General features: G+C 42.6%; 28 protein-coding genes and 1 tRNA gene. 20 read left to right on the plus strand and 9 right to left on the minus strand.

The genetic code is table 11. From position 1 onward, the window contains the following. Positions 1-44 precede the first annotated feature (44 nt). A complete protein-coding gene (locus tag ABDD94_RS16000) occupies positions 45-401 on the plus strand; it encodes a helix-turn-helix domain-containing protein (protein WP_345953109.1) in 357 nt (118 codons plus the stop codon). Between the two features lie 127 nt (positions 402-528). Here ABDD94_RS16000 and ABDD94_RS16005 read toward each other — a convergent pair whose 3' ends face one another. Beyond that, positions 529-990: a GNAT family N-acetyltransferase gene (locus ABDD94_RS16005; protein ID WP_345953110.1), complete on the minus strand. Its 462-nt coding sequence runs from the start codon at positions 988-990 to the stop codon at positions 529-531. Positions 991-1,309: 319 nt separating this feature from the next. On the opposite strand from ABDD94_RS16005, the gene ABDD94_RS16010 reads away from it, so the two are divergent. Then, on the plus strand, positions 1,310-1,882 hold the full coding sequence (locus ABDD94_RS16010; protein ID WP_345953111.1) for a dihydrofolate reductase family protein: 573 nt from the start codon (positions 1,310-1,312) through the stop codon (positions 1,880-1,882). 46 nt (positions 1,883-1,928) lie between these two features. On the opposite strand, the gene ABDD94_RS16015 is transcribed toward ABDD94_RS16010, so the two are convergent. Together ABDD94_RS16015 and ABDD94_RS16020 are read right to left on the minus strand one after the other, a co-directional pair. After that, the gene (locus ABDD94_RS16015) at positions 1,929-2,690 is read right to left on the minus strand and encodes a GDSL-type esterase/lipase family protein (protein ID WP_345953112.1); all 762 of its coding nucleotides are present in this window, start codon (positions 2,688-2,690) and stop codon (positions 1,929-1,931) included. A gap of 75 nt (positions 2,691-2,765) precedes the next feature. Beyond that, a complete protein-coding gene (locus tag ABDD94_RS16020; RefSeq protein ID WP_345953113.1) occupies positions 2,766-3,971 on the minus strand; it encodes a proline dehydrogenase family protein in 1,206 nt (401 codons plus the stop codon). Positions 3,972-4,039: 68 nt separating this feature from the next. Between ABDD94_RS16020 and ABDD94_RS16025 the strand changes: the two genes are divergently transcribed. After that, the gene (locus tag ABDD94_RS16025) at positions 4,040-4,246 is read left to right on the plus strand and encodes an RNA-binding S4 domain-containing protein (protein WP_345951087.1); all 207 of its coding nucleotides are present in this window, start codon (positions 4,040-4,042) and stop codon (positions 4,244-4,246) included. 4 nt (positions 4,247-4,250) lie between these two features. Next, positions 4,251-5,318: a 3-dehydroquinate synthase gene (gene aroB / locus ABDD94_RS16030; RefSeq protein ID WP_345953114.1), complete on the plus strand. Its 1,068-nt coding sequence runs from the start codon at positions 4,251-4,253 to the stop codon at positions 5,316-5,318. Positions 5,319-5,384: 66 nt separating this feature from the next. On the opposite strand, the gene ABDD94_RS16035 is transcribed toward aroB, so the two are convergent. Then, positions 5,385-6,239: an oxidoreductase gene (locus ABDD94_RS16035; protein WP_345953115.1), complete on the minus strand. Its 855-nt coding sequence runs from the start codon at positions 6,237-6,239 to the stop codon at positions 5,385-5,387. A 740-nt stretch (positions 6,240-6,979) separates the two neighbouring features. Between ABDD94_RS16035 and ABDD94_RS16040 the strand changes: the two genes are divergently transcribed. The 3 genes from ABDD94_RS16040 (at position 6,980) to aroA (ending at position 10,504) form a co-directional block, all read left to right on the plus strand. After that, positions 6,980-7,828 (plus strand): prephenate dehydratase, encoded by an 849-nt coding sequence (locus ABDD94_RS16040; RefSeq protein WP_345951084.1) that lies wholly within the window; start codon positions 6,980-6,982, stop codon positions 7,826-7,828. 106 nt (positions 7,829-7,934) lie between these two features. Beyond that, entirely contained in the window at positions 7,935-9,062 is a 1,128-nt protein-coding gene (locus ABDD94_RS16045) for a chorismate mutase (protein WP_345953116.1), read from the plus strand. Between the two features lie 140 nt (positions 9,063-9,202). Further along, positions 9,203-10,504: a 3-phosphoshikimate 1-carboxyvinyltransferase gene (aroA, locus tag ABDD94_RS16050; RefSeq protein WP_345953117.1), complete on the plus strand. Its 1,302-nt coding sequence runs from the start codon at positions 9,203-9,205 to the stop codon at positions 10,502-10,504. 228 nt (positions 10,505-10,732) lie between these two features. On the opposite strand, the gene ABDD94_RS16055 is transcribed toward aroA, so the two are convergent. Then, entirely contained in the window at positions 10,733-10,972 is a 240-nt protein-coding gene (locus tag ABDD94_RS16055; protein WP_345953118.1) for a hypothetical protein, read from the minus strand. An 84-nt stretch (positions 10,973-11,056) separates the two neighbouring features. Here ABDD94_RS16055 and ABDD94_RS16060 point away from each other — a divergent pair, with 84 nt between their 5' ends. Next, positions 11,057-11,617, plus strand: a complete 561-nt coding sequence (locus ABDD94_RS16060; protein WP_345953119.1) for an AraC family transcriptional regulator — start codon at positions 11,057-11,059, stop codon at positions 11,615-11,617. Between the two features lie 78 nt (positions 11,618-11,695). After that, positions 11,696-12,442: a cation transporter gene (locus ABDD94_RS16065; protein WP_345953120.1), complete on the plus strand. Its 747-nt coding sequence runs from the start codon at positions 11,696-11,698 to the stop codon at positions 12,440-12,442. A gap of 178 nt (positions 12,443-12,620) precedes the next feature. On the opposite strand, the gene aroC is transcribed toward ABDD94_RS16065, so the two are convergent. From aroC to ABDD94_RS16080, 3 genes are all read right to left on the minus strand, one after another. Then, positions 12,621-13,712 (minus strand): chorismate synthase, encoded by a 1,092-nt coding sequence (gene aroC, locus ABDD94_RS16070; protein WP_345953121.1) that lies wholly within the window; start codon positions 13,710-13,712, stop codon positions 12,621-12,623. A gap of 210 nt (positions 13,713-13,922) precedes the next feature. Beyond that, positions 13,923-14,264, minus strand: a complete 342-nt coding sequence (locus tag ABDD94_RS16075; RefSeq protein WP_345951078.1) for a DUF3276 family protein — start codon at positions 14,262-14,264, stop codon at positions 13,923-13,925. A 233-nt stretch (positions 14,265-14,497) separates the two neighbouring features. After that, positions 14,498-16,288, minus strand: coding sequence for an ABC transporter ATP-binding protein (locus ABDD94_RS16080; RefSeq protein ID WP_345953122.1), 1,791 nt, complete (start codon positions 16,286-16,288; stop codon positions 14,498-14,500). 365 nt (positions 16,289-16,653) lie between these two features. Here ABDD94_RS16080 and nusB point away from each other — a divergent pair, with 365 nt between their 5' ends. The 8 genes from nusB to ABDD94_RS16120 all read left to right on the plus strand — a co-directional run bounded on the left by nusB (position 16,654) and on the right by ABDD94_RS16120 (position 21,600). Beyond that, positions 16,654-17,601: a transcription antitermination factor NusB gene (gene nusB / locus ABDD94_RS16085; RefSeq protein ID WP_345951076.1), complete on the plus strand. Its 948-nt coding sequence runs from the start codon at positions 16,654-16,656 to the stop codon at positions 17,599-17,601. Next, positions 17,601-18,047 carry a DUF1573 domain-containing protein gene (locus tag ABDD94_RS16090; protein WP_345951075.1) on the plus strand — a complete coding sequence of 149 codons (447 nt, stop codon included), beginning with the start codon at positions 17,601-17,603 and terminating at the stop codon, positions 18,045-18,047. Before nusB ends, ABDD94_RS16090 begins: the two co-directional genes overlap by 1 nt. Before the next feature lie 13 nt (positions 18,048-18,060). After that, positions 18,061-18,381, plus strand: a complete 321-nt coding sequence (gene yajC, locus ABDD94_RS16095; RefSeq protein WP_345951074.1) for a preprotein translocase subunit YajC — start codon at positions 18,061-18,063, stop codon at positions 18,379-18,381. Positions 18,382-18,464: 83 nt separating this feature from the next. After that, complete coding sequence (locus ABDD94_RS16100) at positions 18,465-19,409, plus strand: YbbR-like domain-containing protein (protein ID WP_345951073.1); 945 nt, start codon at positions 18,465-18,467, stop codon at positions 19,407-19,409. Between the two features lies 1 nt (position 19,410). Further along, positions 19,411-20,013, plus strand: coding sequence for a dephospho-CoA kinase (coaE, locus tag ABDD94_RS16105; RefSeq protein ID WP_345951072.1), 603 nt, complete (start codon positions 19,411-19,413; stop codon positions 20,011-20,013). Continuing rightward, entirely contained in the window at positions 20,010-20,951 is a 942-nt protein-coding gene (locus tag ABDD94_RS16110) for an exonuclease (RefSeq protein ID WP_345951071.1), read from the plus strand. Before coaE ends, ABDD94_RS16110 begins: the two co-directional genes overlap by 4 nt. Positions 20,952-20,956: 5 nt before the next feature. Then, entirely contained in the window at positions 20,957-21,118 is a 162-nt protein-coding gene (locus tag ABDD94_RS16115; RefSeq protein ID WP_345951070.1) for a DUF5522 domain-containing protein, read from the plus strand. A gap of 32 nt (positions 21,119-21,150) precedes the next feature. Then, positions 21,151-21,600, plus strand: a complete 450-nt coding sequence (locus ABDD94_RS16120; RefSeq protein ID WP_345951069.1) for a MarR family transcriptional regulator — start codon at positions 21,151-21,153, stop codon at positions 21,598-21,600. A gap of 53 nt (positions 21,601-21,653) precedes the next feature. Here ABDD94_RS16120 and ABDD94_RS16125 read toward each other — a convergent pair whose 3' ends face one another. Next, positions 21,654-23,969: a BamA/TamA family outer membrane protein gene (locus tag ABDD94_RS16125; protein ID WP_345953123.1), complete on the minus strand. Its 2,316-nt coding sequence runs from the start codon at positions 23,967-23,969 to the stop codon at positions 21,654-21,656. Between the two features lie 59 nt (positions 23,970-24,028). Here ABDD94_RS16125 and ABDD94_RS16130 point away from each other — a divergent pair, with 59 nt between their 5' ends. From ABDD94_RS16130 to ABDD94_RS16140, 3 genes are all read left to right on the plus strand, one after another. Then, the gene (locus ABDD94_RS16130; RefSeq protein WP_345953124.1) at positions 24,029-24,778 is read left to right on the plus strand and encodes an RNA methyltransferase; all 750 of its coding nucleotides are present in this window, start codon (positions 24,029-24,031) and stop codon (positions 24,776-24,778) included. Between the two features lie 46 nt (positions 24,779-24,824). After that, positions 24,825-24,898: transfer RNA gene (locus ABDD94_RS16135), tRNA-Cys, on the plus strand. A 28-nt stretch (positions 24,899-24,926) separates the two neighbouring features. Continuing rightward, the gene (locus ABDD94_RS16140; protein WP_345951066.1) at positions 24,927-25,100 is read left to right on the plus strand and encodes a spore protein; all 174 of its coding nucleotides are present in this window, start codon (positions 24,927-24,929) and stop codon (positions 25,098-25,100) included. The last annotated feature ends 101 nt before the right edge of the window (positions 25,101-25,201 follow it).

A 25,201-nucleotide genomic window follows, 5' to 3' on the forward strand; every position in this document is an offset into this window, starting at 1 on the left:
TTGTATACAAAAGTAACAGTAACCTTGAGGTAACGAAGTAACCTATGGAGTGCAAAAAAGAATTTCAAACAGACCGCAAAAAAGAGATGATGGCGGTCCACGATGCTATGGACGTGTTAAACGGGAAATGGAAAATCTATATTATATCTTCCATCTGCCATTACAATAAGAGGCGATTTACAGATATTTTAAACGACGTTGTAGGCATTTCGAACAAAATGCTCAGTAAAGAACTAAAGGAGCTTGAAATTAATAAGTTAGTAGAACGAACCGTTTTGGACACGCACCCGGTAACAGTTCAGTATGAACTGACCAAACATGGTAAAACATTACAAACAATTATAAACAACCTGACTGATTGGGGAATAAGACATCGTCAGGAAGTGATCGGAAAAAGTTAAAGCCCGCTTATTTGCTTGATGCATACAAGGTTTCAAGATCGTTCTCAAACTTGTAACCTATTGCATTTAGCGGTGATTTGACTACGGCTTCTTTACTTTTAAGTGTTACAATGGTCAAGTTGGCCGGCTACAACAACCGTAACATTTCTACATGGGGAATGCCGTCTTCATCGTAGTGTTCGCCCTGGGCTTGGAAGCCAAACTTCTCATAAAAAGGCACGGCATAAACCTGCGCGCCAATACGGATAGGCCCTGTACCAAATAAACGCTGGCACTCTTCAATAGCATGGCGCATCAGTATAGCGCCCATGCCGGTTCCCCTAACCGAGCCACTGGTAATAATTCGGCCTATAGATACCTCGCGGTAAGACAATCCGGCTGGCACCAAACGGGCGTAGGCCACTAATAAACTGTCCTGCCAAAGCATCAGGTGATAGCATTGCTGGTCTTTATTGTCTGCATCCTGAAAAACACAGTTTTGTTCAACCACAAACACTTCATTACGCAGCCGCATGGCTGCGTACAGTTCTGTATTAGTAATTTCGTAAAACGATTTACAACGCTGAATATAGCTAATAGGGTTTGCCATTGATTATTTTGATGCAGATAGTATAAGCTAACTATTTCATTTAACACCGGATGCCTACAGAAATTTATCCTAAGCACCGGCATTTTAGATATAAAGCTCGTTCCCCCGCAAAGGTAATCTAATTGTGCACTTTGCGGTTCAGCGAATGCGGAAATCACCTTATAATACACGTACAGTAAATTGAAACGGTTTTTAACAATTTATAATTATACGACCACCTGTTACTACCTTGCCGCATTTAGCCCTCAATTTGTCGTTCTATCCCTTAAAAGGTTTACCGTACTTGTGTATGTTTGTGTAACACAGTTAAACTTATACCATGAGAAAATTAAAGCTACAGGTGCAAATGACGATAGATGGCTTTATAGCCGGACCAAATGGCGAAATGAACTGGATGACTCTACCCTGGACAGAAGATCTTAACAAATATGTAGGCGAGATTACGGCAACTGTTGATACTATTGTTTTGGGCAGAAAACTTGCCGAAGGCTTTATCCCCTACTGGGCTTCTGTTGCCGAAAACTCAGACGCGGCCGACTTTATTGCTGGTCAAAAGTTCACTAATACACTCAAAGTTGTTTTTACAAAAACACTCCAGCAATCAACCTGGAACAATACCGTTTTGGCAAAAGGCAACCTTACCCAGGAAATCAACCAACTAAAAGAGCAAGACGGTAATGATATTATCGCTTATGGTGGTGCAATGTTTGTATCATCGCTTATTAAAGAGGGGTTGATTGATGAGTTTAACTTATTAATTAACCCGACCGCGATTGGAAGTGGCATGGCTATTTTCAAAGATCTGGATAGCCAACAAAGCTTGAACCTGGTAGGTTCTACAGCATTTGAGTGCGGGATTGTAGCTTTCCAATACGAGTTAAAGCGCAGCTAAGTACGGCATTGACCACCTAAACGTTTTCAACGTGATGAAAGCTAATCTATTTTAAAGATCTTAAAATAGATTTGGCCCAAAATTCGCCTAAAGCTTTATCTCCTTTTTGATTGGGATGCAGGTAGTAAACACCCGAGGGGCCTTTCTGCTCTTTAAAATCGGTAAGGTAGTTTTCCTTGAAATATTGATAAGCCTTTTTATCACCCAGAAATACACGTTGCGGTCTGGCCTTTTTGTACAGGTTGGTAAGCGTATCAATTTGCTTTTGGTAAAGTAACACCCGCTCCTGCCCCGCCTTTAGATAAGAGGAATGACCATTAGCTGTACTATCGCTATACCATATCGGATAGTTGATAATAACCCTGCAATACGGATAACGGGCCATAAGGCTATCGGTGATAGTTTTAAGATTAGCACGATAGTTTGCGGGTGTAAGGGGTGCACCCAAAGGCCCTTTTATGGCGCTATCATTAGTACCCAACATAATGGAAAAAATCAGCGTTGCATTTGTATTTGCCTGAATGGTATCTGCAGCAAGCTTAACCTTTTCATAAGTGCTGCTACCTGGTAAAAAGTTAAAGGTGGTGTAGCCACTTATACCCGCGTTTGCCACTTTTACTTTACCTATGCCGCGTTGTTGTTGCAAGTACTCGCCCGCAAATCGGGGTGGCGACTGCACGCGTGGCACAGAACCAACCGTAATACTGTCTCCAATAAACACAACACTCAGGTTTTGCTCATCTTTAATAATGAACGAACAAACCACAACAAAAACGAGCAAAACTGCCCATTGAAAGCTCCGATGCATGCTATGCAATTTTTGGTAGAAGATGAACTGGTGAAGTTAAGCGTTTTGCCTGACACATTTTTGCTTTAGGCTTAATTACATACCCCTGCGCTTTTTTTCTTTGATAATCAATCCCAACTCGCGGCTCATTTGGCCGGCAATAGCCGTGTTTTCCTGCGCTCGGCGAAACAAGTACGGCATTACTGCTTTCACTGGTCCGTAGGGTACATATTTTACCACATTGTAGCCCGCATTGGCCAGGTTAAAGCTCAGGTTATCGCTCATGCCGAGCAATTGCGAAAAGTATACATGCGGATGGTTATGCGGTATATGCAGCTGGTTCAGTAAATCGGCTAGCAGACGGCAGCTATCTTCATTATGCGTACCGGCTACCAGCGCAATACGATCTATATGCTCAATGCAAAAACGTAAAGCGTCGTTATAATCGCGGTCGGCCGAAAGCTTATCGGGCTGTATGGGCGATGGATAACCCATTTCTGCGGCGCGGCGGCGTTCCTTTTCCATATAGGCGCCACGCACAATTTTAACGCCCAGCATAAACTCTTCAGTACGGGCTATATCAAAATCAGTTTTTAATGAGGCTAGCTTATCGTGCCGGTAAATTTGGTAGGTATTAAATATAATGGCTTTATCGCGGTTATACCGGCGCATCATATTCAGCGTCAGTTTATCAATCGTCTTTTGTATCCAGGTTTCCTCTGCATCAATCATAACCGGTATGCCGGCCTGATGCGCTTTTTGGCAAATGGCCTGTACCCTGTTCTGCACTTTTTGCCATTCCTCTTCCTCTGCCTGCGTTAAAGCGGTACCAGCATCCAATTTCTCGAGCAGGCCAAAACGCCCTACGCCGGTTACTTTAAAAACAGTTATGGGAATGGCCGGGTCGCCGGTGGCACGTTCAATAGTACGAATAATTTCGTCGCGCGTATGATCAAACACTTTTTCATCTTCCTCACCCTCAACAGAGTAATCGAGAATAGTGCCTACCCCCCCTGAGTATAGGTTTTTTATGGTGTCATTGCATTCTGCAATGGTTTCGCCGCCGCAAAATTGTTTAAATATAGTAGCCTTAATAATGCCTTTAATAGGCAGGCCAATGTTCATGGCAAAATTGGTCATGCCTGGGCCAATCTTCACTAAAAAGTTGTTGTTTATAGCGGTAAACAGCCAATAAGCACGTTTTAAATCGGCGTTGGAGGCATGCTTAAAAGCAATTTCTGTATTCTCAAAAGATAGGTTACCCTTTTCGGGCTGTGGCACATCGGTAGGTTCAGCAAACATCGCGCAAAATTAGAAAATCAATCTATATAACTCATTTTATGCGGTAATAGTTTATTTTTGCCAATATCATGATTGAATTTAAACTAAACGGCGACTTTATCCCTCTAATACAATTATTAAAGGCCACCGGTTTAGTATATACCGGCGGCGAAGCACAAATTGTGGTAACTGAAGGTGAAGTGAAATATAACGGCCAGGTTGATTACCGCAAGCGTCTTAAAGTAAAAAAAGGCGATGTAGTAGAATTCCGGTCGAAAAAGATTGTGGTGATTTAATTTTATGGATACGATTGATAGCATTGACTACCCTGTATATTTTGAGGATACGCTAACCCAACTGGTTAATTTTATTGAACAAGGCAATTACTCCCGTTTTTTTATTTTAACTGATGAACATACAGGCCAGCATTGTTTACCATTGCTGCAAAGCCGCTTAGAGCATTTAAATAACAATTATGATGTAATTGAGGTAAATGCCGGCGAAGAAAGCAAGAATATTGATTTTTGCGCAGGCATTTGGAAAATGCTGATCGATTTTGGCGCCGACCGCCATAGCCTTATGATAAACCTGGGAGGCGGTGTAATTGGCGATATGGGTGGTTTTGCCGCTTCAACCTACAAACGCGGGATAGATTTTGTGCAAATGCCCACTACCCTGCTTTCGCAGGTTGACGCGTCTGTTGGTGGCAAAACAGGTATCGACTTTGATAACCTCAAAAATATTATAGGCACTTTCACATCGCCTAAAGCGGTTTTTATAGAGCATGCCTTTTTAGAGACGCTTCCCGAACGCCAGGTTTTGTCTGGCTATGCCGAAATGCTGAAACATGGCCTGATACAGGATGCCGCTTACTGGAATGAGTTGAAAGGCCTGGGCAGTCCCTTAAGCTTGCCATCGGCCCAGTTGGTTTATCAATCGGTAGCCATAAAAAACAAAGTCGTAGTTTCCGATCCGTTTGAAAAAGGTTTTCGCAAATGCCTCAACTTTGGCCATACCGTTGGGCATGCGGTTGAAACGTACTCGCTGCAAAACGATGATAACCACTTAACGCATGGCGAGGCCGTAGCATTGGGTATGATATGTGAAGCCTGGCTATCACACAAAAAAGCGGGCTTAAGTTTGGAAGAACTTAATGAAATAAGCAGCGTTTTAAAAGCGTTGTACCCTAAATACGTGTTAGAGGATTCGTGCCATACGGTTCTGTACGCATTAATGAAAACCGACAAGAAAAACCAAAATGGCTTAATTAACTGTACCCTGATCAATAAAATTGGAGAGTGCAGTATAGACCATATATGTACTGAAGAAGAACTGTGCGATAGCTTAAGCTATTACAATAAACTGTAAAAAACATAAAGGGAGGCTTTTGCTTAAAAGCAATAGCCTCCCTTCAATTCAAACTACACGGAATACTTATCTTTCAGATTCCGGAAAATCTGCACTCAGCGTAAGGTCTTTCAACGATTCGAAGTTCGTTTTCAATTGATCGATCTTTTCCATTGCTAAATTGTAAGCGGGCTCACCTAACAGTAAACGCAACTGGTGCTGCTCCGCTTCTACCGCTTTAATAATGGCCTCGCAGCCTCTAACCGGGTCGCCCTGCTGCTTGCCGCTTCCGTTTTGGCTGGCTTCCATGCGTTTGCCTACCGCATCGGCATAATCTGCTATCCGAACCGGCGTACGCGAGGTTGAACGCCCGGCCCAATCAGTGCGGAATGGTCCGGGCTCAACAAGTAGTACTTTAATTCCCAATGAGGCAACTTCCTGCGATAAAGATTCAGACAAGCCTTCTACTGCAAACTTGGTAGCATGATAATAACCCGTTGCGGTAAATGCCCTTAAGCCGCCAATAGACGAAAAGTTAATAATATGCCCCACTTTACGGCTACGCATACCGGGCAACACAGCCTGTATCATACTCACTAATCCAAAAAAATTGGTTTCAAACTGTGCCCTTATCTTTTCTTCTTCGCCCTCTTCAATACTACTGAAATAACCGTAGCCGGCGTTGTTCACCAACACATCTATCTTACCAAAGGCTTCTTCGGCTTTGGCCACAGCCAGCGCGATCTGACTTTTATCGTTTACATCCAACGGCAGTACCAGTGCCGAATTTTCGAAACCATTGGCCAGATCTTTGACCTGGTCAATATTGCGGGCTGTTATTACCGCATTCCATCCGCGATCTAATATCAGTTTGGCCAGTTCTCTGCCAAAGCCGGTAGAGCAACCTGTAATAAACCAAACCGGGTTATTGTTATTTATCATAAGTTAATATTTTGTTCTTTCTATAAAAGGTTGCACCGCATCATTGTTTTAAACAAACTATCATTTGAGTGTAAAGCATTGCAGCAATAAATAACTCGCAAATCATGAATCTGACTGCACAAAGTATCATAGCAGCCTATATGATAAGTGACATCCTCGGATATCACTGTTTAACCTGGCTTGAGTACTTCACACGCTTATCAGTTAGGGGTAGTGTGTTCCGGTTAGCGGCTAGGTTTTTAGTTTAATTACTGTACCTATGCCCTTTTTCAGAAACAGGTGTTTTACAAATTATTATTATACTAAAGAACAGCCGGTAAAAACGTTAAAACGCTTGTTTACCAGCCTCATGAAGTGTTTGCTTAATCGGCGAGAATGTGTCTCCATTACATTTAACGCACTTATAAGGTTGTTCTTTACAATAGTCCCATAATGATAGAACGCTTATTTTTCTCTTTTTATCACCAGCTTGGCACTCCCTATCCCCTCAACAAGTGCTACCACAAACCCAACAAAATTTGGTTTAAATAACTTTTTTAAAATTTTCTCTTGACAGTTCGTTTTTATCTTGTACATTTACCGTCAACAACACAACAATGAAGTTAAACAACGCATTCGGTTTTGGTTTCTATTACTTTTACTTTAGCAGTAAGAGCCGGGACTGATATGCTTTAACAAAGACATATAAACAACAGAAAGTCCCGGCCCAACAGCCGGGACTTTCTGCATTTAACAGGGTTATGGAAAGTAAAACGCCACGAGTGGCCATACAAGGTATCCGCGCATCGTTTCATGAAGAAGCGGCCTTTAAGTATTTTGGCACCAACATACAAACGGTGGAGTGCAACTCATTTAAACAAACATTTGAGGCACTCAAAAATAAACAGGCCGATTATGTGGTGATGGCTATTGAAAACAATATAGCCGGCAGTATACTGCCCAACTACTCGTTGCTCATGAGTTATAACTTCCCTATTGTGGGCGAGGTATATTTACCTATACAGCTGCATTTTTTAACGCTACCTGGCGTTAAGTTTGAGGATATTAAAACGGTTATTTCACACCCCATTGCCCTGCGCCAATGTGTTGATTTTATGGATGAGTACCCGCATATTAAAGTGGTGGAGAGCAGTGACACCGCGGCCTGCGCTAAACGGGTACACGATGAAAAATTAACCGATACCGCCGCTATTGCCAATAGCTTAGCAGCCAAGATCTATGATTTAGAGGTTAAGGAACGCCGCATAGAAAGCAATAAAAAGAACTTTACCCGCTTCCTGATTTTTACCAGCCACGAAAACGCAAGAAAAGTACCAGCTAACAAAGCCTCGCTATGTTTCCAGGTGAGCAACGAGGTAGGCGCATTGGCTAAGGTGCTGAATGTACTGGCTGAGCAGGAAATTAACATGAGCAAAATCCAGAGCATGCCGGTGCTGGGCAAGCGTAACGAATACAACTTTTACGTAGACATAGAGTGGAATGAAAACACTCAATATGACCAAGCCATACGCCAAATACTGAAGTACACGCAAAACTTTAACATTTTGGGCGAGTATGAGCGGTACGTGGAGGAGGTTTTGAGCCCCTAACACCGTGTGCTTACATACAAATTAACACTAAACAACAACACATAATTTATAAAATACAAACTCCCGGACTTAACGTCTTGCTAACTTCCGGACTAAAAAAACGCATATGAAACTCGATTTAAAAATACAGCCGCTTAGCTCTTGGATTACCGCTAAAAAAGAGCCTTTGTTAATTGCCGGCCCATGCAGTGCCGAAACTGAAGAACAATTGGTAGCAACCGCACACCTGCTGGCAAACACCGGCAAGGTAACCGCCTTGCGTGCCGGTATTTGGAAACCACGTACCCGCCCCGGCGAGTTTGAAGGGATTGGCAGCATTGGTTTGGAATGGTTAAAACGCGCCAAAGCCGAAACCGGCCTGCCTACAGCTGTTGAAGTAGCCACCGCAAAACACGTAGAAGAAGCGCTTAAAGCCGGCGTTGATATTTTATGGGTGGGTGCCCGCTCAACCGCCAACCCCTTTACCGTACAGGAAATTGCCGACGCCTTGAAAGGAGTTGATATTCCGGTAATGATTAAAAACCCTGTAAATCCCGACTTATCTTTATGGATTGGGGCTTTGGAGCGTATTAATAACGCTGGTATTACTAAACTGGCGGCTATTCATCGCGGCTTTTCATCTTACGAAAAAACAGCTTTCCGTAACGAGCCAATGTGGGATTTGGCCATTAATCTTAAAACTCATGCACCGGAGTTGCCTATCATCTGCGATCCGAGCCACATTTCTGGCAACCGCGAGCTGATTCCTTACGTGTCGCAAAAAGCTTTAGATATGGATATGCAGGGTCTTATGATCGAATCACATATCGACCCATCGGTAGCCTGGACAGATGCTAAACAGCAAGTAACCCCTGCCGCTTTAGTGGAGCTGATTGACCGCCTGGCGCTTCGTAAGCCAGAGGTAGTAAATAATGATCTGAAAGACAAACTGGCCGACCTGCGTAATGGCATCGATAAACTGGATGACCTGGTAATTGCCAAACTTGCCGAGCGTATGAAAATTGTGGAACAAATAGGCAACTACAAAAAAGAAAACGGCATCACCATTTTACAAGTTAACCGCTGGGACGAGATACTGCAAAAACGCACTAATTATGCTAAAGCCTTAAATCTGAGCCCAGAGTTTACCGAGAAATTGCTCGAACTTATTCACGGTGAGTCTATCCGTAAACAAACCGAGATCATGAACAAAGGCCAGGGCAACGCACCGGTTCAGGAACAATTGACGCACTAATTAGCTGTTCATCAAAAAACTTGTCATTCCGAACGTATAAGAGAAATCTTTTGAAGGCAACTAACTTGTTAACCTAAAAAAATCTTTCGCCATCGTTCGGGATGACATCATGAGATTTGTATACAATTACACAGCTTCATATGTCAAACAACATCACCCTTAGCCGCAACCACAAAACGGTTAAGGCTAACATACAACTTACCGGCTCCAAAAGCGAGTGCAACCGTGCGCTGGTTATTGAAGCACTGAGCAAAGGCAAAGTTAAGGTAACTAACCTATCAGATGCTGCTGATGCCGTTACCCTGGCGGGGATATTAAGAGGCACAGCAAGCGAAGCAAAACTTCCAGAGAACAAAGAAAACTTTAGGTCGTTATCCTCTCTACCGGCCTCCACGCTCCTTGCTCCCGAAGTAAACATTGGCCCCGCTGGTACAGCTATGCGTTTTCTGACAGCATATTTTGCGTTGCAGAACGGCGAAGTGCTATTAACTGGCACCGAGCGCATGAAACAGCGCCCTATAGGCATCTTGGTAGATGCTTTAAGATCGTTAGGTGCCAACATTAGCTATGCCGAGAATGAAGGCTATCCGCCCCTGCATATTAATGGCGGCTTTACCCAACTTACAGATAACATCACCATTAAGGGAGATATCAGCAGCCAGTACATCACTGCGTTGCTATTGATTGCCAGTAGTTTGCCGCAAGGATTGCAACTACATATTGATGGCGAGCTTACCTCCCGCCCCTATGTTGAAATGACACTAAGCATGTTACAGCAAGCTGGTATTCAGCACCAGTGGGATGACAAGGTGATCAGCATAGCACATCAAGACTTTAGAGAAACCAGCATATGGGTGGAGCCCGATTGGAGCGCCGCTTCTTATTGGTACGCCGTAGCCGCTTTAGCCGATGAGGCCGAACTTTTTTTACCAGGATTGACCTCGTACAGCTTACAAGGAGATAGTGTGATTACTGAGCTGATGGCAAACTTTGGTATTACCTCACAGTTTAAAGATGGCGGGGTATACCTCCGTAAAGACCCTAAGCCGGTTATCCGTAAAATATTTGACCTTAAATCGTGCCCCGACCTGGCACAAACGCTGATTGTGGTTTGTGCAGCTTTAGGTCATGATGCCACTTTTACCGGGCTGGAAACACTTAAAATTAAGGAAACCGACCGTATAGCCGCCTTACAAAATGAGCTGGCCAAAATGGGCGTTAAACTGATTGAAAAAGGCCTGGTGTATAAACTGGATTGCAGTGAACGCTTTATTCCAGAGCACATCACTATCCAAACTTACGAAGATCATCGTATGGCTATGGCATTTGCACCGCTTGCCCTAATCATTCCTCAAGTAGAGATAGAAGACGCACAAGTGGTCGAAAAATCATACCCTGCTTTTTGGAAGGATTTTGAAAAGGCCGGGTTCGACGTAAAATAAGGGAAAAGAAAACCAAGTGCTAAGCAACAAGAATCAAAGATGCTTGTGCAAACCGTAATTGCCTCACGCAAGCAATTACGGTTTGCTTTTATAAACCTCCCCATCTGTTATTTCAAAAGCTCTGATTTTTAGCTAGTGTTTATGATAACCGCTTCTAAAGATGGTTTAATATGCATAATAAGGGAGATCCCCACTCTTTACTCGCAGGCCAGAGTATTATCACCCTTCCTATTCTTGTATAACCCATGCAAAGAGTTGCATATCATTTACATCATTATCATCGCTAATGCAACTCATGTGATCGGCGTTCGGCTTGTGGAAAGCCCAAAGCGCAAAGTTGCTGTTCAGGCATATTACTTTAGGCAAGCCATAGCGTTTGCCACAAACCTTTAAAGCTCCTGCTTCGCCGTAATTATCGGTATATTGAAACAACGAAAAAGAATGTAAGCGGCCCACAAGTTTTGGCATTAGAATTTTGTGATATTGCCATGGCGGTGGCTTTGCTAAAAATATTTAGCGATTTAATAATTTGCCTGCTGCTATCTAACGTTTATGAAAATTCACATCAAAAATATGGTTTGCCACAGGTGTAAACTGGCGGTGGAACAAGAGTTGAAGCAAAGCGGGTATCATCTGCAGCACCTGCAACTGGGTGAGGCCACCATTCAGGAGGAATTGAACAGCCAGCAATTACATAACCTCGACCTACGGCTAAAACACTTGGGCTTTGAACTAATTGACGACCGCAAAAGCCGACTGGTTGAAAAAGTTAAAAACCTGATTGTAGAACTGGTACATCATACCCATGAACCATTAACAATAAATCTTTCCGAGTACCTCGCTGGTCAGCTGCATTATGAATATAATTACCTAAGCAATCTCTTTTCCGAAGCGGAGGGCACTACCATTGAGAGATACTACATTAGCCAGAAAATAGAGAAAGTAAAAGAGTTACTAATTTACGATGAGCTTACTTTAAGCGAAATTGCGTACCAAATGGGTTACAGCAGTGTGGCCTACCTGTCGAGCCAGTTTAAGAAAGAGACCGGTTTAACGCCCACTTATTTTAAGCGTATTAAGGATACCAAGCGTCGTAATATCGAGGAACTGTAAATTTCGAAATACTATCTATAAAAAGTATAAACTCTCCACATCATACCGCCGTACCTTTGTATTGTAAATAACGAAGACATGAAACACACCTATAACGTAACCGGCATGACCTGCGCCGGTTGTCAATATAAAGTACAGCATCTTTTATCGCAAGTTGATGATGTAAAGGAGGCTACTGTTGATTTAGCCAAGGGCGAAGTAACCGTAGAAATGGATAAACATCTGAATACCGCTACCCTGCAAAATGCTTTAAAAGATTACCCAAAATATCAATTAACCGACATACCTGCGGCAGTAGCAAGTCCCATTAGTGGTGATACAATGGGGGATGGTGAGCAAAAATCGTGGTTGGAAACTTATAAGCCTATTGTGCTTATCTTTTTTTATATCACGCTAGTATCCATTATAGCCGGCTCTACCCTATTGGGTTTTGATGAAATGCTGGCCATGCGGGTATTTATGGCTGGCTTCTTTCTGGTATTTTCATTTTTTAAATTGCTCAACCTTGATGGCTTTGCCGAAAGTTATGCCATGTATGATGTAATTGCACGCCGCTTTAAGAGCTGGGGTTATGTGTATGCGCTTTTAGAACTGGCACTAGGCATCGCTTATGCCGCTAACATTAGCCCCGTTATAACAAACCTGGTTACGCTGGTTGTCATGTCGGTAAGTATTATTGGTGTACTTCAAAGTGTACTCAACAAAAAAGCAATACGCTGTGCCTGCCTGGGTGCTGTATTTAACCTGCCCATGAGCACTGTTACCATTATAGAAGATGGCCTGATGATTGCCATGAGCGCAGTGATGCTATGGATGATGGTATAAAGAAAGTTACTGGCCGATTTCCGCTATCGTGCCGACCTCTCCCTCGCCGGGAGGGGTTAAAAGCATAAGTAAAAACCCTTACAAAGAAGCGTATACCTGCTATGAGGGTGCGGAAGCAATTTCAAATGTGTATTATTCCGGACCGCTATATGCTACGTTTAAAAGGTATGTATTAGCATTACAACTTTACGGTTTTATCCCTTAACCAATGATCGGCTAATACTAATGCCGCCATTGCTTCCACAATAGGTACGGCGCGGGGCACTACGCAAGGATCATGACGGCCTTTACCTTGTATTTGGGCAGCGTTGCCTTCGGCATCAATAGTGTTTTGATTGGTCATGATGGTGGCTACCGGCTTAAAGGCCACTTTAAATTCTATAGGCATACCATTACTGATCCCGCCTTGTATACCGCCCGAAAAATTGGTTAACGTTTTAACCTCGCCCGACGCTTCTTTAATAAAAATATCGTTATGCTCCGAACCTAGCATTTCGCTACCGGTAAAACCCGACCCATACTCAAAACCATGCACTGCATTAATGCTCAACATGGCTTTGCCTAAATCGGCGTGCAGCTTATCAAAAACCGGCTCGCCCAAACCAACAGGGCAATTGGTAATAGTACAGCTAATTTTACCGCCTATAGTATCACCTTGCTTGCGTATCTCGTCAATACGGGCAATCATCTCTTCGGCAGTGGCCGGATCGGCACAACGCACAATATTGGCCTCCCGTATTTCCAAAAACTCATTGGCCGATGTAATGCTGATATTAGGCGCATCAATAGTGCCTACGCTGCTTACATGAGCCAGCACATCCATACCTGCCGTTTTAAGCAGTAATTTGGCTACGGCGCCTGCCGCCACACGCGCAGCAGTTTCACGCGCAGATGAGCGCCCTCCTCCTCTATGGTCGCGTATGCCGTACTTGGTAAAATAGGTGTAATCGGCATGCGAAGGGCGAAAAACATCGGTATTATGACTGTAATCTTTAGAACGCTGATCCTCATTGGGTATCAGCATGGCTATAGGCGTACCGGTAGTTTTTCCGTCAAACATGCCTGATAGTATCTGCACCGTATCGCTCTCTTTGCGCTGGGTAGTAATTTTAGATTGGCCCGGTTTACGCTTATCCAGTTCGGCCTGTATATATTCCATATCAACAGGTAAACCAGCCGGGCAACCATCAATAATTACCCCAATGGCCACACCATGTGATTCGCCAAAGGTAGTGATACGAAATATTTGCCCAAATGAATTGCCAGCCATTGCTCAAAATTATAGATTACAAAATAAGAGTATACATGGCAAATATGTGATTTTTTGATGGAACTGCCTATCCTAAAGTCATCAATATTGACAAGAAGCGCCAGCCTCAGCTTATAAAACATCCGCTTAAGACGCGAAACCTATGTAAATAAAAAAGCCTGCCTTTAAAAAAGGCAAGCTCTGAAATCCAAGTTTATAATAAGTATATTTTTAGAAAGTGAAATCTTCTTCCGTAGCTCCGGCAACACCGGCTGCTTTAGTTATTTCATTCAGCTCGCTGTATTCATAACGTTTTTCAACTACTTCCTGGTTGGCTTTGATGTAATCAACAGTATCTTTCAGTCCTTCTGCGAATTTCTCGAAGTCTTCTTTGTAAAGGAAAATTTTGTGTTTCACAAAAACACCATCCTCTAAACGCTTCTTACTCTCCGTAATTGTGATGTAATAGTCGTTTGAACGTGTTGCTTTTACATCAAAAAAATAAGTTCTCTTTCCGGCTCTTACCTTCTTCGAGAAAACTTCATCCCGCTCTCTGTTGTCAAAATCTCCCATTTTTTTAAAAGTGTTGTATTAGTTTGATTGCATAAATATAATCATTTTTTGAAATCGCAAGTATTTTTCTTAACAATGTTGATAAAAATTAAACTATTAACACTATTAAATATATTCTACTTAATAAATTCTAATACGGTGTTGTGCCTTATTTTGTTACTTTAGGTAACGGCCAGATATCTCATCAGGTGCTGTACATCCATTCCCTTGGCAGCGATATTGGTTTTAAGGTGCTAATGGATCTCCTCTTGCTCCTCCAGCAACTGTTTATCATACAAATCGGCATAAACGCCTTTCAGGTCCATAAGCTGCTGATGGTTTCCCTGCTCGGCAATGCGGCCATTTTCCATTACCAATATTTTATCGGCGTTACGAATGGTGGAGATGCGGTGGGCTATAATGACGCTGGTTTTCCCCTTCATGATACGGCCCATATTGCCTAATATGGCTTCTTCCGTACGGGTATCTACTGCCGAAAGGCAATCGTCGAATATAAGAATCTGCGGCTGTTTAATAATAGCCCGGGCTATACTTACACGTTGTTTTTGCCCACCCGAAAGGGTAACACCCCGCTCGCCAATAAGCGTAAGAAACTTATTTTCGAGCTCCGCAATGTTATCATACACGGCGGCATCCTTAGCGGCCTGTTCAACAGCAGCCATATCCAACTTGTTGGCGCTAAAGGCTATGTTATTAGCTATGGTGTCCGAAAACAGAAAGACCTCCTGCGGCACAAAACCCACCTGTGAACGGTAATCTTCTAGATTAAGCTGCCTGATCAATTGGTTATCAATTCTGATCTCGCCGCCGGTAACATCGTACATACGCATCAGCAAGTTGGCCATAGTTGATTTACCTGAACCTGTGCGACCGATAATAGCCACCAATTGCCCGGGCTCAATGGTAAAGGAGACAGATTTAAGCGCTTCTATACCGGTATCGGGATAAGTAAAACTTACATTATCAAACTCTACCTTGCCTGCAACGGTGTGTATAGCTGTAGTTGCCGAGGTTATCTGCGGCTGTTCATGTAAAAACTCGTTAATGCGCTTTTGCGAGGCTGCTGCGCGTTGTATTAAAGAGCTTACCCACCCCAAGGACATTACCGGAAAGGTTAGCTGCCCCAGGTACACCACAAACTCGGCAATGTTACCTGAGGTTATGTTTCCCTTCATAACCTCTACCCCGCCTATGTAAATAATGAGCACGTTACTGACACCTACCAGCAGCAGCATCATCGGAAAAAACAATGCCTGTACCCGGGTAAGTTCCATCGAATGACTTTTGTAGTTCTCGCTTTCGTGCTCAAAACGTTCGTTTACAAAGCCTTCGCGCACGTATGATTTAATAACCCGTATACCCGATATGTTCTCCTGCACAAAGCTTGACAGCGACGACAGCTTTTCCTGTATCCTCTCGCTGCGGTGTTCTATTATATTGTTTACATAATATATACTCAGCACCAGCAAAGGCATGGGTAACAGAGAAAAGAAAGCCAGCCGTACGTTTACACTCATCATAGCGTAAACGGTGAGTATAAAGAGCACAATGGTGTTAATGGCGTACATAATACCCGGCCCCAGGTACATGCGTACCCGACTTACATCTTCGGTAACACGGTTCATTAAATCGCCCGTATTGTGGCGGCGGTAGAACGCAAGCGACAATTTTTGATAGTGCTCGTACAACTCATTCTTTAAATCATACTCTATATGCCGCGACATAAGGATGATAGTTTGCCGCATAAAGAACAGGAACAAGCCCCTCAATAGAGATAGCACCAGCACTAGGCTCCCAAACAAAAGCAGGCTCGCCCCAAAGATGTCATAAATAATACGCTGCCGCTCAAATCCTGAATAAAGGTGATATATCTGAATATTTTCGGCCACCAGGTTAAATGCAACCCTGATTACCTGTGCGGGCAACACACCAAAAATATTGGATATTACTACAAACAATACACCCGGCACCAAGCGCCAGCGGTACTTGTAAAAGTATTTATTAAGGTAAGCAAGGCTTTTCATGTTGCAGGGCAAATGTACTACAAATACCAGGCCCATCCAAAGTAAGGTATCTTAAGTAGCGCCCCCGCATCCCGGGAAAATAGAGTTATTATAGTGCTTGCAAGGATATGCACTTTGCGCCCACATGCTCAATACGCTACAACTTTTCTGTGCTCGGCTATTTACCTGCAAATAAAAATTGCCTACTTTTGCCCCATAATCGGTTCATTGATTTGATGGGTTCAAATGGTTTGCGGAATTTGTTCTAGCGCTAATTAATTTTTTAATTTGCTGCAACAAAAAAACCGCTTTGCTACTTAACTACTTTACTTAATAACCGTTAGCTAAAATTTGAATAATACATCTTACAAAAATCGTTCTTATCCATGTTAAATAGAAGGCACCTGAGGGTAAAAGTATTACAGGCACTGTACGCTTATCATCAATCTGAACCAAAAGATGCGAGCCAGCACGAAAAACTGCTGTTGCAAAATATTGACAAGGTTTTTGAAATGTACATCTGGATGCTGTCCCTTATTGATGAGGTGATACAATACTCCAGCAACGATGCTGCCGAAAGGGCTAACAAACACCTGCCTACTGCCGAAGATCTGAAACCCAATCTTAAAATTCTTGAAAACCGTTTTATTGCCTCGCTGCATGTGAACAAAGATTACATTGCCGCTATCAAGAAGTACAAAGTATCATGGGATTTTGAACCTGAATTGGCTAAATCATTATTTATCATTCTTAAAAGCTCTGATGAGTATAAGGCCTATCTTCAAAAAACGGATGATACACTGCAATCCGATAAGGATATCATTAAGTTCATCTTTAAAAAAGTAATATTAAAATCGAGCCTTGCCGAGCAGGTTTTTGAAGATAAGTTCATATCATGGCCTATTGACAGGGACGTATTACAGGCGTTGATTGCCAAAACATTCAAAAACTTTTCTTTTGACAATCCTCAGCAAAATAAATTGGCTGATGTAACCGGTAACTGGAATGAGGATCGTGATTTTATTGTAGACTTGTTTAGACAGGCAGTAAGACATGATGCCGAATATCAAGAGCTAATTGGACAGAAAACCCAGAACTGGGAGCCTGAGCGTATTGCCATGATGGACACCCTGCTCATGAAAATGGCCATTACCGAATTTGTCAACTTTGCATCGGTACCTGTAAAGGTCACCATAAATGAGTACCTGGAGATTGCGAAGGAACTGAGCACGCCAAAAAGTAATTCGTTTATAAACGGTATATTGGACAAAATTTTATTTGAGCTTAAGGAACAAAACAAGATCCGTAAATCCGGACGTGGCTTAATTGAATAATGATTAAAAAAATAACCGCAGTATTAAGTATGGCCATCGCTTTGGCCGCCTGCAACCAAGCCAACACACAAACAAAAGTTAGCGGCGATAGTGCAAAAACAGGCACAACCGTAAATGCAGCTAATGCGCCGGTAATGAAGTTTGAAACTGAATCGCATGATTTTGGCAAGATAAAACAAGGCGATAAAGTAACTTACGAGTTTAAGTATACCAACACTGGTAAATCGCCTTTAATTATTACAGATGCCTATGCAACTTGTGGTTGTACCACGCCTGAGATTGCAAAAGAGCCTATACAACCCGGCGCTGCAAGCACCGTTAAGGTAACTTTTAACAGCGCAGGCAAAAGTGGCCTACAGGATAAACTGGTAACGATAGTGGCCAATACCGTACCTGCAGAAAACCGTGTACACTTAACCGGCGAGGTAACAACCGATAAAAAGTAAATTTAAACAGTAAATGACAAAAGCAATTTTATTACAACTTGGAGGTGGCATGGCTACCGGCCAGATCGTCACTATGGTGTTAATCATTGTGGTGTTTTATTTTTTCATGATACGCCCTCAGGTTAAAAAGCAAAAAGACCAAAAAAAATATGTTGATGAGTTGAAAAAAGGCGATAGGATAGTTACCACTGCCGGTATACACGGCCGCATCATAGACCTGAACGATACAACGTTTTTGGTAGAGGTTGAAAACGGCAAGATCCGTTTTGATAAATCGGCAATATCGCTGGATGCTTCTAAAGCCTTAAATACTCCTGCAGTTACTAAAGCATAACCGCACTGAAATAGAACTTAAAATGCCGTTCCCTTGCAAGTAAGGAAACGGCATTTTACATTTACGCTAATTATACTTTTTGCATGCCCATTATAAAATTGTCAGTATCTGAGCGCAGACGCCTTACGGTGTTTTTCTTTTGCCTGGTGCTGGCATTAGTGGCCTGGGTATTCGCTACTCTGTCGGGCAGCTACAATTTTACGGTTAAGCAGGTACTCACCTTTAAAAATGCGCCGCAGCGCCGTGCGTTCAGGGCTCTGCAAGCCGATACCGTAGAAACCACCATACAAGGCAGTGGGTGGCAAATGCTTTTTTCCCGTATGAAAATTAGCGACCAGCCTGTGGCCGTAGACCTCCATACTTTAGAACATAGCAACTTTATAGCGCTTAACACACAAATAGAGCAAATCAACAAAAAGAAAGATTCAGCTCACCGGATAATCGCTTTTAACCCCGACACATTATACTTTGACTTCACTAATCGTGTAGTAAAAAAAGTACCTGTGGAACCTGTTCTCGACATTGTTTATGAGCGGCAGTTTGCTCCATCAGGTAAAACAAGCATTCACCCGGCATATATTACATTAAACGGGCCCGAAAATGTTATTACCAGTATCCATTCATGGAAAACCGACACCTTAGCAGCAACACGTGTAAATAATGATGTAACGGCTACGCTCAAACTACAGCCTGTTAAAGTAGGCAACATTAGTATTTACCCTAAAGCGGTGCAAATACATATTCCAGTTGAGGAGTTTACCGAGAAGACTTTGCGTATTCCCATAAAGCTGATTAACAACCCGCATTATTATCATGTAAAAATTGTTCCGCAGTTTGTAGCTATAAAATTTATGGTGCCGCTTAGTCGTTACATGGAGATTGATGAAAACTTTTTTGAAGCTACAGCCGATCTGGCTTTATGGGAAAAAGGGTACAGCGTATTGCCTGTAGACGTTAGCCGCATGCCGGCCTATTGTAAGGTAATGAGCGTTGTACCGCGTAATGTTGATTTTTTAGTAACAAAATAAGATGCTTAAAATTGGGATAACAGGCAATATAGGCAGCGGAAAAACAACCGTAAGCCAGGTGTTTGAACTTTTAGGCATACCCGTTTTTTATGCTGACTATCATGCTAAAAATGTGATGGTAACCGATGCAGAATTGATAAGCGGCATCATGCAAGCTTTTGGTACTGAAGCTTATTTTGCTGATGGCCAATTGAACCGCAAGTACATATCCGGCATTGTATTCAATAATGAGGACGAATTGCAAAAACTAAATGCATTAGTGCATCCGGCAGTGTTCAGGGCGTTTGATGCCTGGGCTTTACAACATATCCATTCGCCTTATGTGCTTAAGGAAGCTGCCGTACTGTTTGAAAGCGGCTCCTATAAAGATTGCAATTACACCATTATAGTAACTGCACCAATAACTATGCGTATACAGCGTGTTATGCAGCGCGATGGTATTAGCCAGCTTGAGGCGGAAAGCCGCAACGCCAAACAAATGCCGCAGGAAAAAAAAGAACAGCTGGCCAACTTTACTATCAAGAATGATAACTCAGAGCTGATCATTCCGCAAATTTTGGCTTTACACCAACAGTTCCTCGAACTGTCTTCTACCCTTTCATGACTATTTTAGATGACTTTTTGGCCTTTGATGAAAATGGCCTGTACTGCAAATACGGTAAGTTTTATTTGGACCCCAAGCAACCTGTTGAACATGCCGTAATAAGTCATGCTCATGGTGATCATGCTGTACCCGGCAATCTTAACGTTTACTGCACCACTCCCACAGCCGATTTTATGCGGCTGAGATATGGTAAAAATGCAGGTAAAAATTTTAGCTTGTTCGGTTGGCACCAAACGTTTTTGTTAGGTGAGGTTAGCGTAAGCTTCCTTTCAGCCGGGCATATATTGGGTTCGGCACAGGTAATTATGCAGCACCGCGGCGTTACTTACCTGTATACCGGCGATTATAAGCTGCAGGCCGATGCAACCTGCGAACCAATTGAATGGATAAAGGCTGATGTGCTAATTACAGAAAGTACATTTGCTAACCCCGCTACGCTCCACCCTGATCCGGAGGCTGAAATTCAAAAACTTAATTCCATTCAAAGCAATATATTGCTTGGCGCTTACGGACTGGGCAAAGCGCAGCGCCTTATTAAAATGATAAACGATTACGCACCACAAAAACAGGTGCTGGTTCATTTCCGCATTGCACCGCTAAATGCCATTTACGAAAAAAATGGCTTTAACCTGGGCAAATACCAGCTTTACAACCGCAAGCTAATGAAGAACCAGGAGCAGTTTGTTTATGTAGTGCCGCCGTTTACTTTTGATAGTTACGCACGTGCCACAGGTGTAAAGCGGCTGTTTGCCTCAGGGTGGAAAAACCTGCAGGTGAATGAGCAGGATACCCTATTTATATCTGACCATGCCGACTGGAGCGACGTATTACAGGCTATTGACCATGTATCACCTACACAAGTTTGGACATTGCACGGCGAGGGTATACATTTAAAAAATTATCTTGGTAGCCGAATATTTACTAAAGCCCTTAACTAAGCCGTATGCTAATTAAGGGTACCGACTATTACATTAACGTTGAAGGAAATTATGTTTTCACGCGCGAGTATCACCTCAAACGAGGGCATTGCTGTAAAAACAAATGCCTTCATTGCCCCTGGCTGTTTGGGCAACCAAAAACACCAAAAGGTTGTAAAAAAAAATAAATGTAACAGCTTATTTACTATAATTGTAACGGATGAAAATAGAAGACGAAATACAGAGCAGTAAATTCGAAGACAACTACCATAAAGCAGTCATCAATATTTCATATACTTATAGTTGGATGAGCAACCTGCTGCGCATCCATTTCGAAAAGTATAACCTTACCAGCCAGCAATTTAATGTGCTGCGTATTTTACGCGGCCAAAGCCCCAAACCGGCTACCATAAACATGATTAAGGAGCGCATGATCGACAAAATGTCGGATGCCTCGCGTATTGTGGACCGCCTGGTGCAAAAAGAACTGGTATCGCGTTGCACCAACAACGCTGACCGCCGGGCGGTTGATATTCATATTACCGAAAAAGGTTTAGAGGTGCTTGCAAAAATGGATGCCGAATTTAAAACGGCCAACCTTTTCAAAAACCATTTTACTGAAGAAGAAGCCTCTACCCTAAGCAATTTACTGGATAAGTTGCGAGGATAATATTGTATTAGGTATAATTACCGTGCAGTTTTGAAACCGTTTAGATTAAAAAATTAGAACGGCAACCCTATACCAAAATTAATCTGCATAAAACGGTAAGGCTCGTTATTGCTGTTATAGTAAGCATCTTTAAATGATCCTGCTTTAAACAGTTCGTCGAAATGCCTTAACAGCACATACTGATCGCGACCTGTGAACTGTGGATCCTTAAACTTAAACGCTGCATCCAAACGAAAAACAAAGAAAGTTAAATCAAACCGCAAACCGGTACCGATACCAATAGCGGTAGACTGGAATAGGTTGTTCAATTTAAATTCGCCGCCTGGGTTCTCTACAGATTCTTTTAAGCGCCATATATTTCCAAAATCCATAAAGAAAGCGCCTTTAACCTTGGAGCCATAAAAGTCATTAGCTATCTTATACCGGTATTCGGCATTGCCTATAATTTTTATCTCCCCAAATTGATCGAGGTATTTTAATCTGTTACGTAGCGTATTGGTAGTGTATATAGCTCTATTAAACTTACCCGGGCCAAGTGTGCGTGGTAACCAGGCACGCATGTCATTAGCACCGCCTGCATAAAAGTTCTTTTCAAAAATAAGCTGATCGCTGTTACCAAATGGAATGCCAATGCCCGGGTTTATGCGAAAAACAAATTGCTGCTCATTAGTACCAAAGCTCTTGTAAAAACGCAAGTCTACATCGGCCTTGGCATATTGGGCAAATGTATAACCAAACATAGTACGCTGCCCTGCGGTATCACGCGGCGTGTTAAACAAGTTACTGAGTGCGCTTAACGTATTGCCACCAATATCTGCCGAACCTCTGAAGTATATAAAGTTTGCCAGTGTGTTCAACTTATTGGCATTAAGTTGAAATGTATATTGTGTGCTGGTAGTAAATACGGTACGGCCAATAAGATAAACGTATGAGTACCTGTCCTGCTTTAATAATGAATCTTTAGCGCTGGGATCAATGGTTCCATTTGAAAACTCAATACTGATTGGTGTAAAGGAGTGCTGCTTGCGGGTAGTCTCTATCCAGTCATAAGTAATGGAATTGATAAAGCTGCGGCGTTTAACCAGTCCATTTTGATAGAATAACTGAAAGTTTGACGAGAAGGTGGTATGCGGCACGCCGTACTTACCTAATACCGGCACATTAAAGGGCGCTATAATGCGCGGATAAACCAGATTTACCCCAATTTTAAAGTCTTGATTTTGTATGCCACCAATTATGCCTGAATTTTCGCCACCATATAAAACACTATAATTGAGCTTAAATTGCAATATTTCAGCCTGCTTAAACAAATTGCGGTTGGTAAAAGTGTTACCGATGTTGAAGCCGAACCCGGTCCCCGAAAAGAAATCAAAAAACGCCGGTCCTGAGTGCAGGTATTCAGCCTCAATCCGGTCAGACATGCGCTTGAGTGGAATAATATCTATACGGCTGTCTAAACGTCGGTTAGTACTGTCGGGCAGCTTCTTATACACTGGGTTAGGCACATTCCTGAACACATTAAGCTCTGATAAGCGCGATGTGGTGAGTGTTTGCTGGTCAATGTTATAAATATCTCCCTTTCGCTGAAATATGTACCTGGTAAGCGCATTAGGCTTAAAACGGCGCGAATAATCTACAAACGTAAATTGCGAGTCTACTTTTAAAGTATCAGCCAAACCGGTAGTGCGGCCGGTTGAGGTTGATATTGTAATAAGTGTGTTATTGATTTTGTATATGGGATGTTCTTTTTTGCCGGGCGGATTGTCGATGATCATTTTGATATCCACTACGCTATTGTTAAAAGTGGTATCGTAGTTGTAGTTTACGTATTGTCTGTAAAAATCATAATAGCCATTACGTTTCATCACCTGGTAAAACTCGTCGCGGTCGTAGGCTAAACTATCCAGGTCAAAACGCCCACCGGGCTGTACATGCGAAAAACGCCTGCGATTCACCCGGTACAAGGCCTGAACTTTAGGGTCGCCCACACTATCCTGAATGTTCCTTATCCTGAAAAGCGGACCTTGTTTGGCGGTAAACTTAAGGTAAGCCTTTTTTTGCTTGGTTTCGATATCGCTGGCCACGATTGCCTTTACATAACCTTTGTTACGCAGAAAGCGCTCAATTTGCAGGCGCGAATATTCGACCAGGCTACTATCTAACAAAGCGGGTGGTTCACCTAAATCTTTTTTGCCTTTTCTGTTAAAAAGGTAGTAAAGTTGCAGGTTAAACCAGCTATTAGGCTGTTGCAGGCGGTCAACGTGCAATAAAGCTGCATCCGAAAATTCTTTGTCTACGCTGTCAACTTTTATACCACGCACCAGGTACTGGTTATCGGGTACCCCCCGGGTTAAGCTGCAGCCACTCACCGTAAAAATTAAAAGAATACTTATTATTGCAAGGCAGTAAAGCTTAGTTTCCGGGTAGAATGGTTTCAAAATCTCAGATCAGTTTAATAAAGTCCTTACAACAAAAAAAATTCCGCAAAGAGCACCGGCTTTTTGTGGCCGAAGGCTATAAATCTGTATCAGAATTTATAGCAGCAAGTTACCATATACAAACGGTATATCATACGCCCGATGTAAGTGCAAAATTGCATAAACTATCAAAGAAAATCAATTTTCAAGAGATATCGGCAGCAGATCTGCAAAAAATAAGCAGCCTTACCACTCCACAGGAAGTATTAGCCGTTATAAAAATGCCCGAATGGCCCGCTTTAACGCAAACGCAGTTGGTTAATACTTTTACGCTGGTGCTGGATGGCGTACAGGATCCCGGCAACTTGGGCACCATCATTCGTACGGCCGACTGGTTCGGCATCCAAAATATTATTTGCTCGGAAGATACTGTTGATGCTTATAACCCAAAGGTTGTACAGGCTACTATGGGCTCGTTGGCACGTGTAAAGGTGCATTATAGCAACCTGGCCGAGCTGTTACCACATCTCAATTTACCTGTTTTAGGCGCTATGCTAAATGGTGATAACATTTACACTACCGAATTTGGCCACGAAGGATTAATTGTGATGGGTAACGAAGGCAATGGCTTACGCGCTGATATTCAACGCCTCGTTACACGGGCAATCACTATACCGCGCATTGGCGAGGCTGAATCATTGAATGTGGCGATAGCAACAGCGCTGTTTTGTTCAGAAATAGGTAGAAAAAGGTTTAAATAATATTGCTGGTGAATAAATAATTGTTATTTTTGCGCTCCATTAAAATGGTCGGGTGGCCGAGTGGCTAGGCAGAGGTCTGCAAAACCTCGTACAGCGGTTCGAATCCGCTCTCGACCTCCAAAGGGTTAACCGTTAAAGATAAATTACCATGGGCGTAACACGTTTAAAAAGAAAAGACAGAAAAAATAAAACTGTATCTCGTTTAGAAGTACAGTTCTTGAAATTGGCTACTAACTTAGAGCTGGGAAGCCGCTCAGCAGAGCCTAAAAAGAGCCAGATTGCTAAAAACAATGCAGTTTTAGCTCAGCTTTCTTCTAAATAAGAAAACTGTCGTAATCAAGCAACAAAAAAAGACCTGCAGATATATCCTGCAGGTCTTTTTTTGTTGCTCATTTTCTCCGTGATCGCAAAGCAGGGATTCCA

This window comes from Mucilaginibacter sp. PAMB04168, from assembly GCF_039634365.2.
Classification (GTDB): domain Bacteria; phylum Bacteroidota; class Bacteroidia; order Sphingobacteriales; family Sphingobacteriaceae; genus Mucilaginibacter.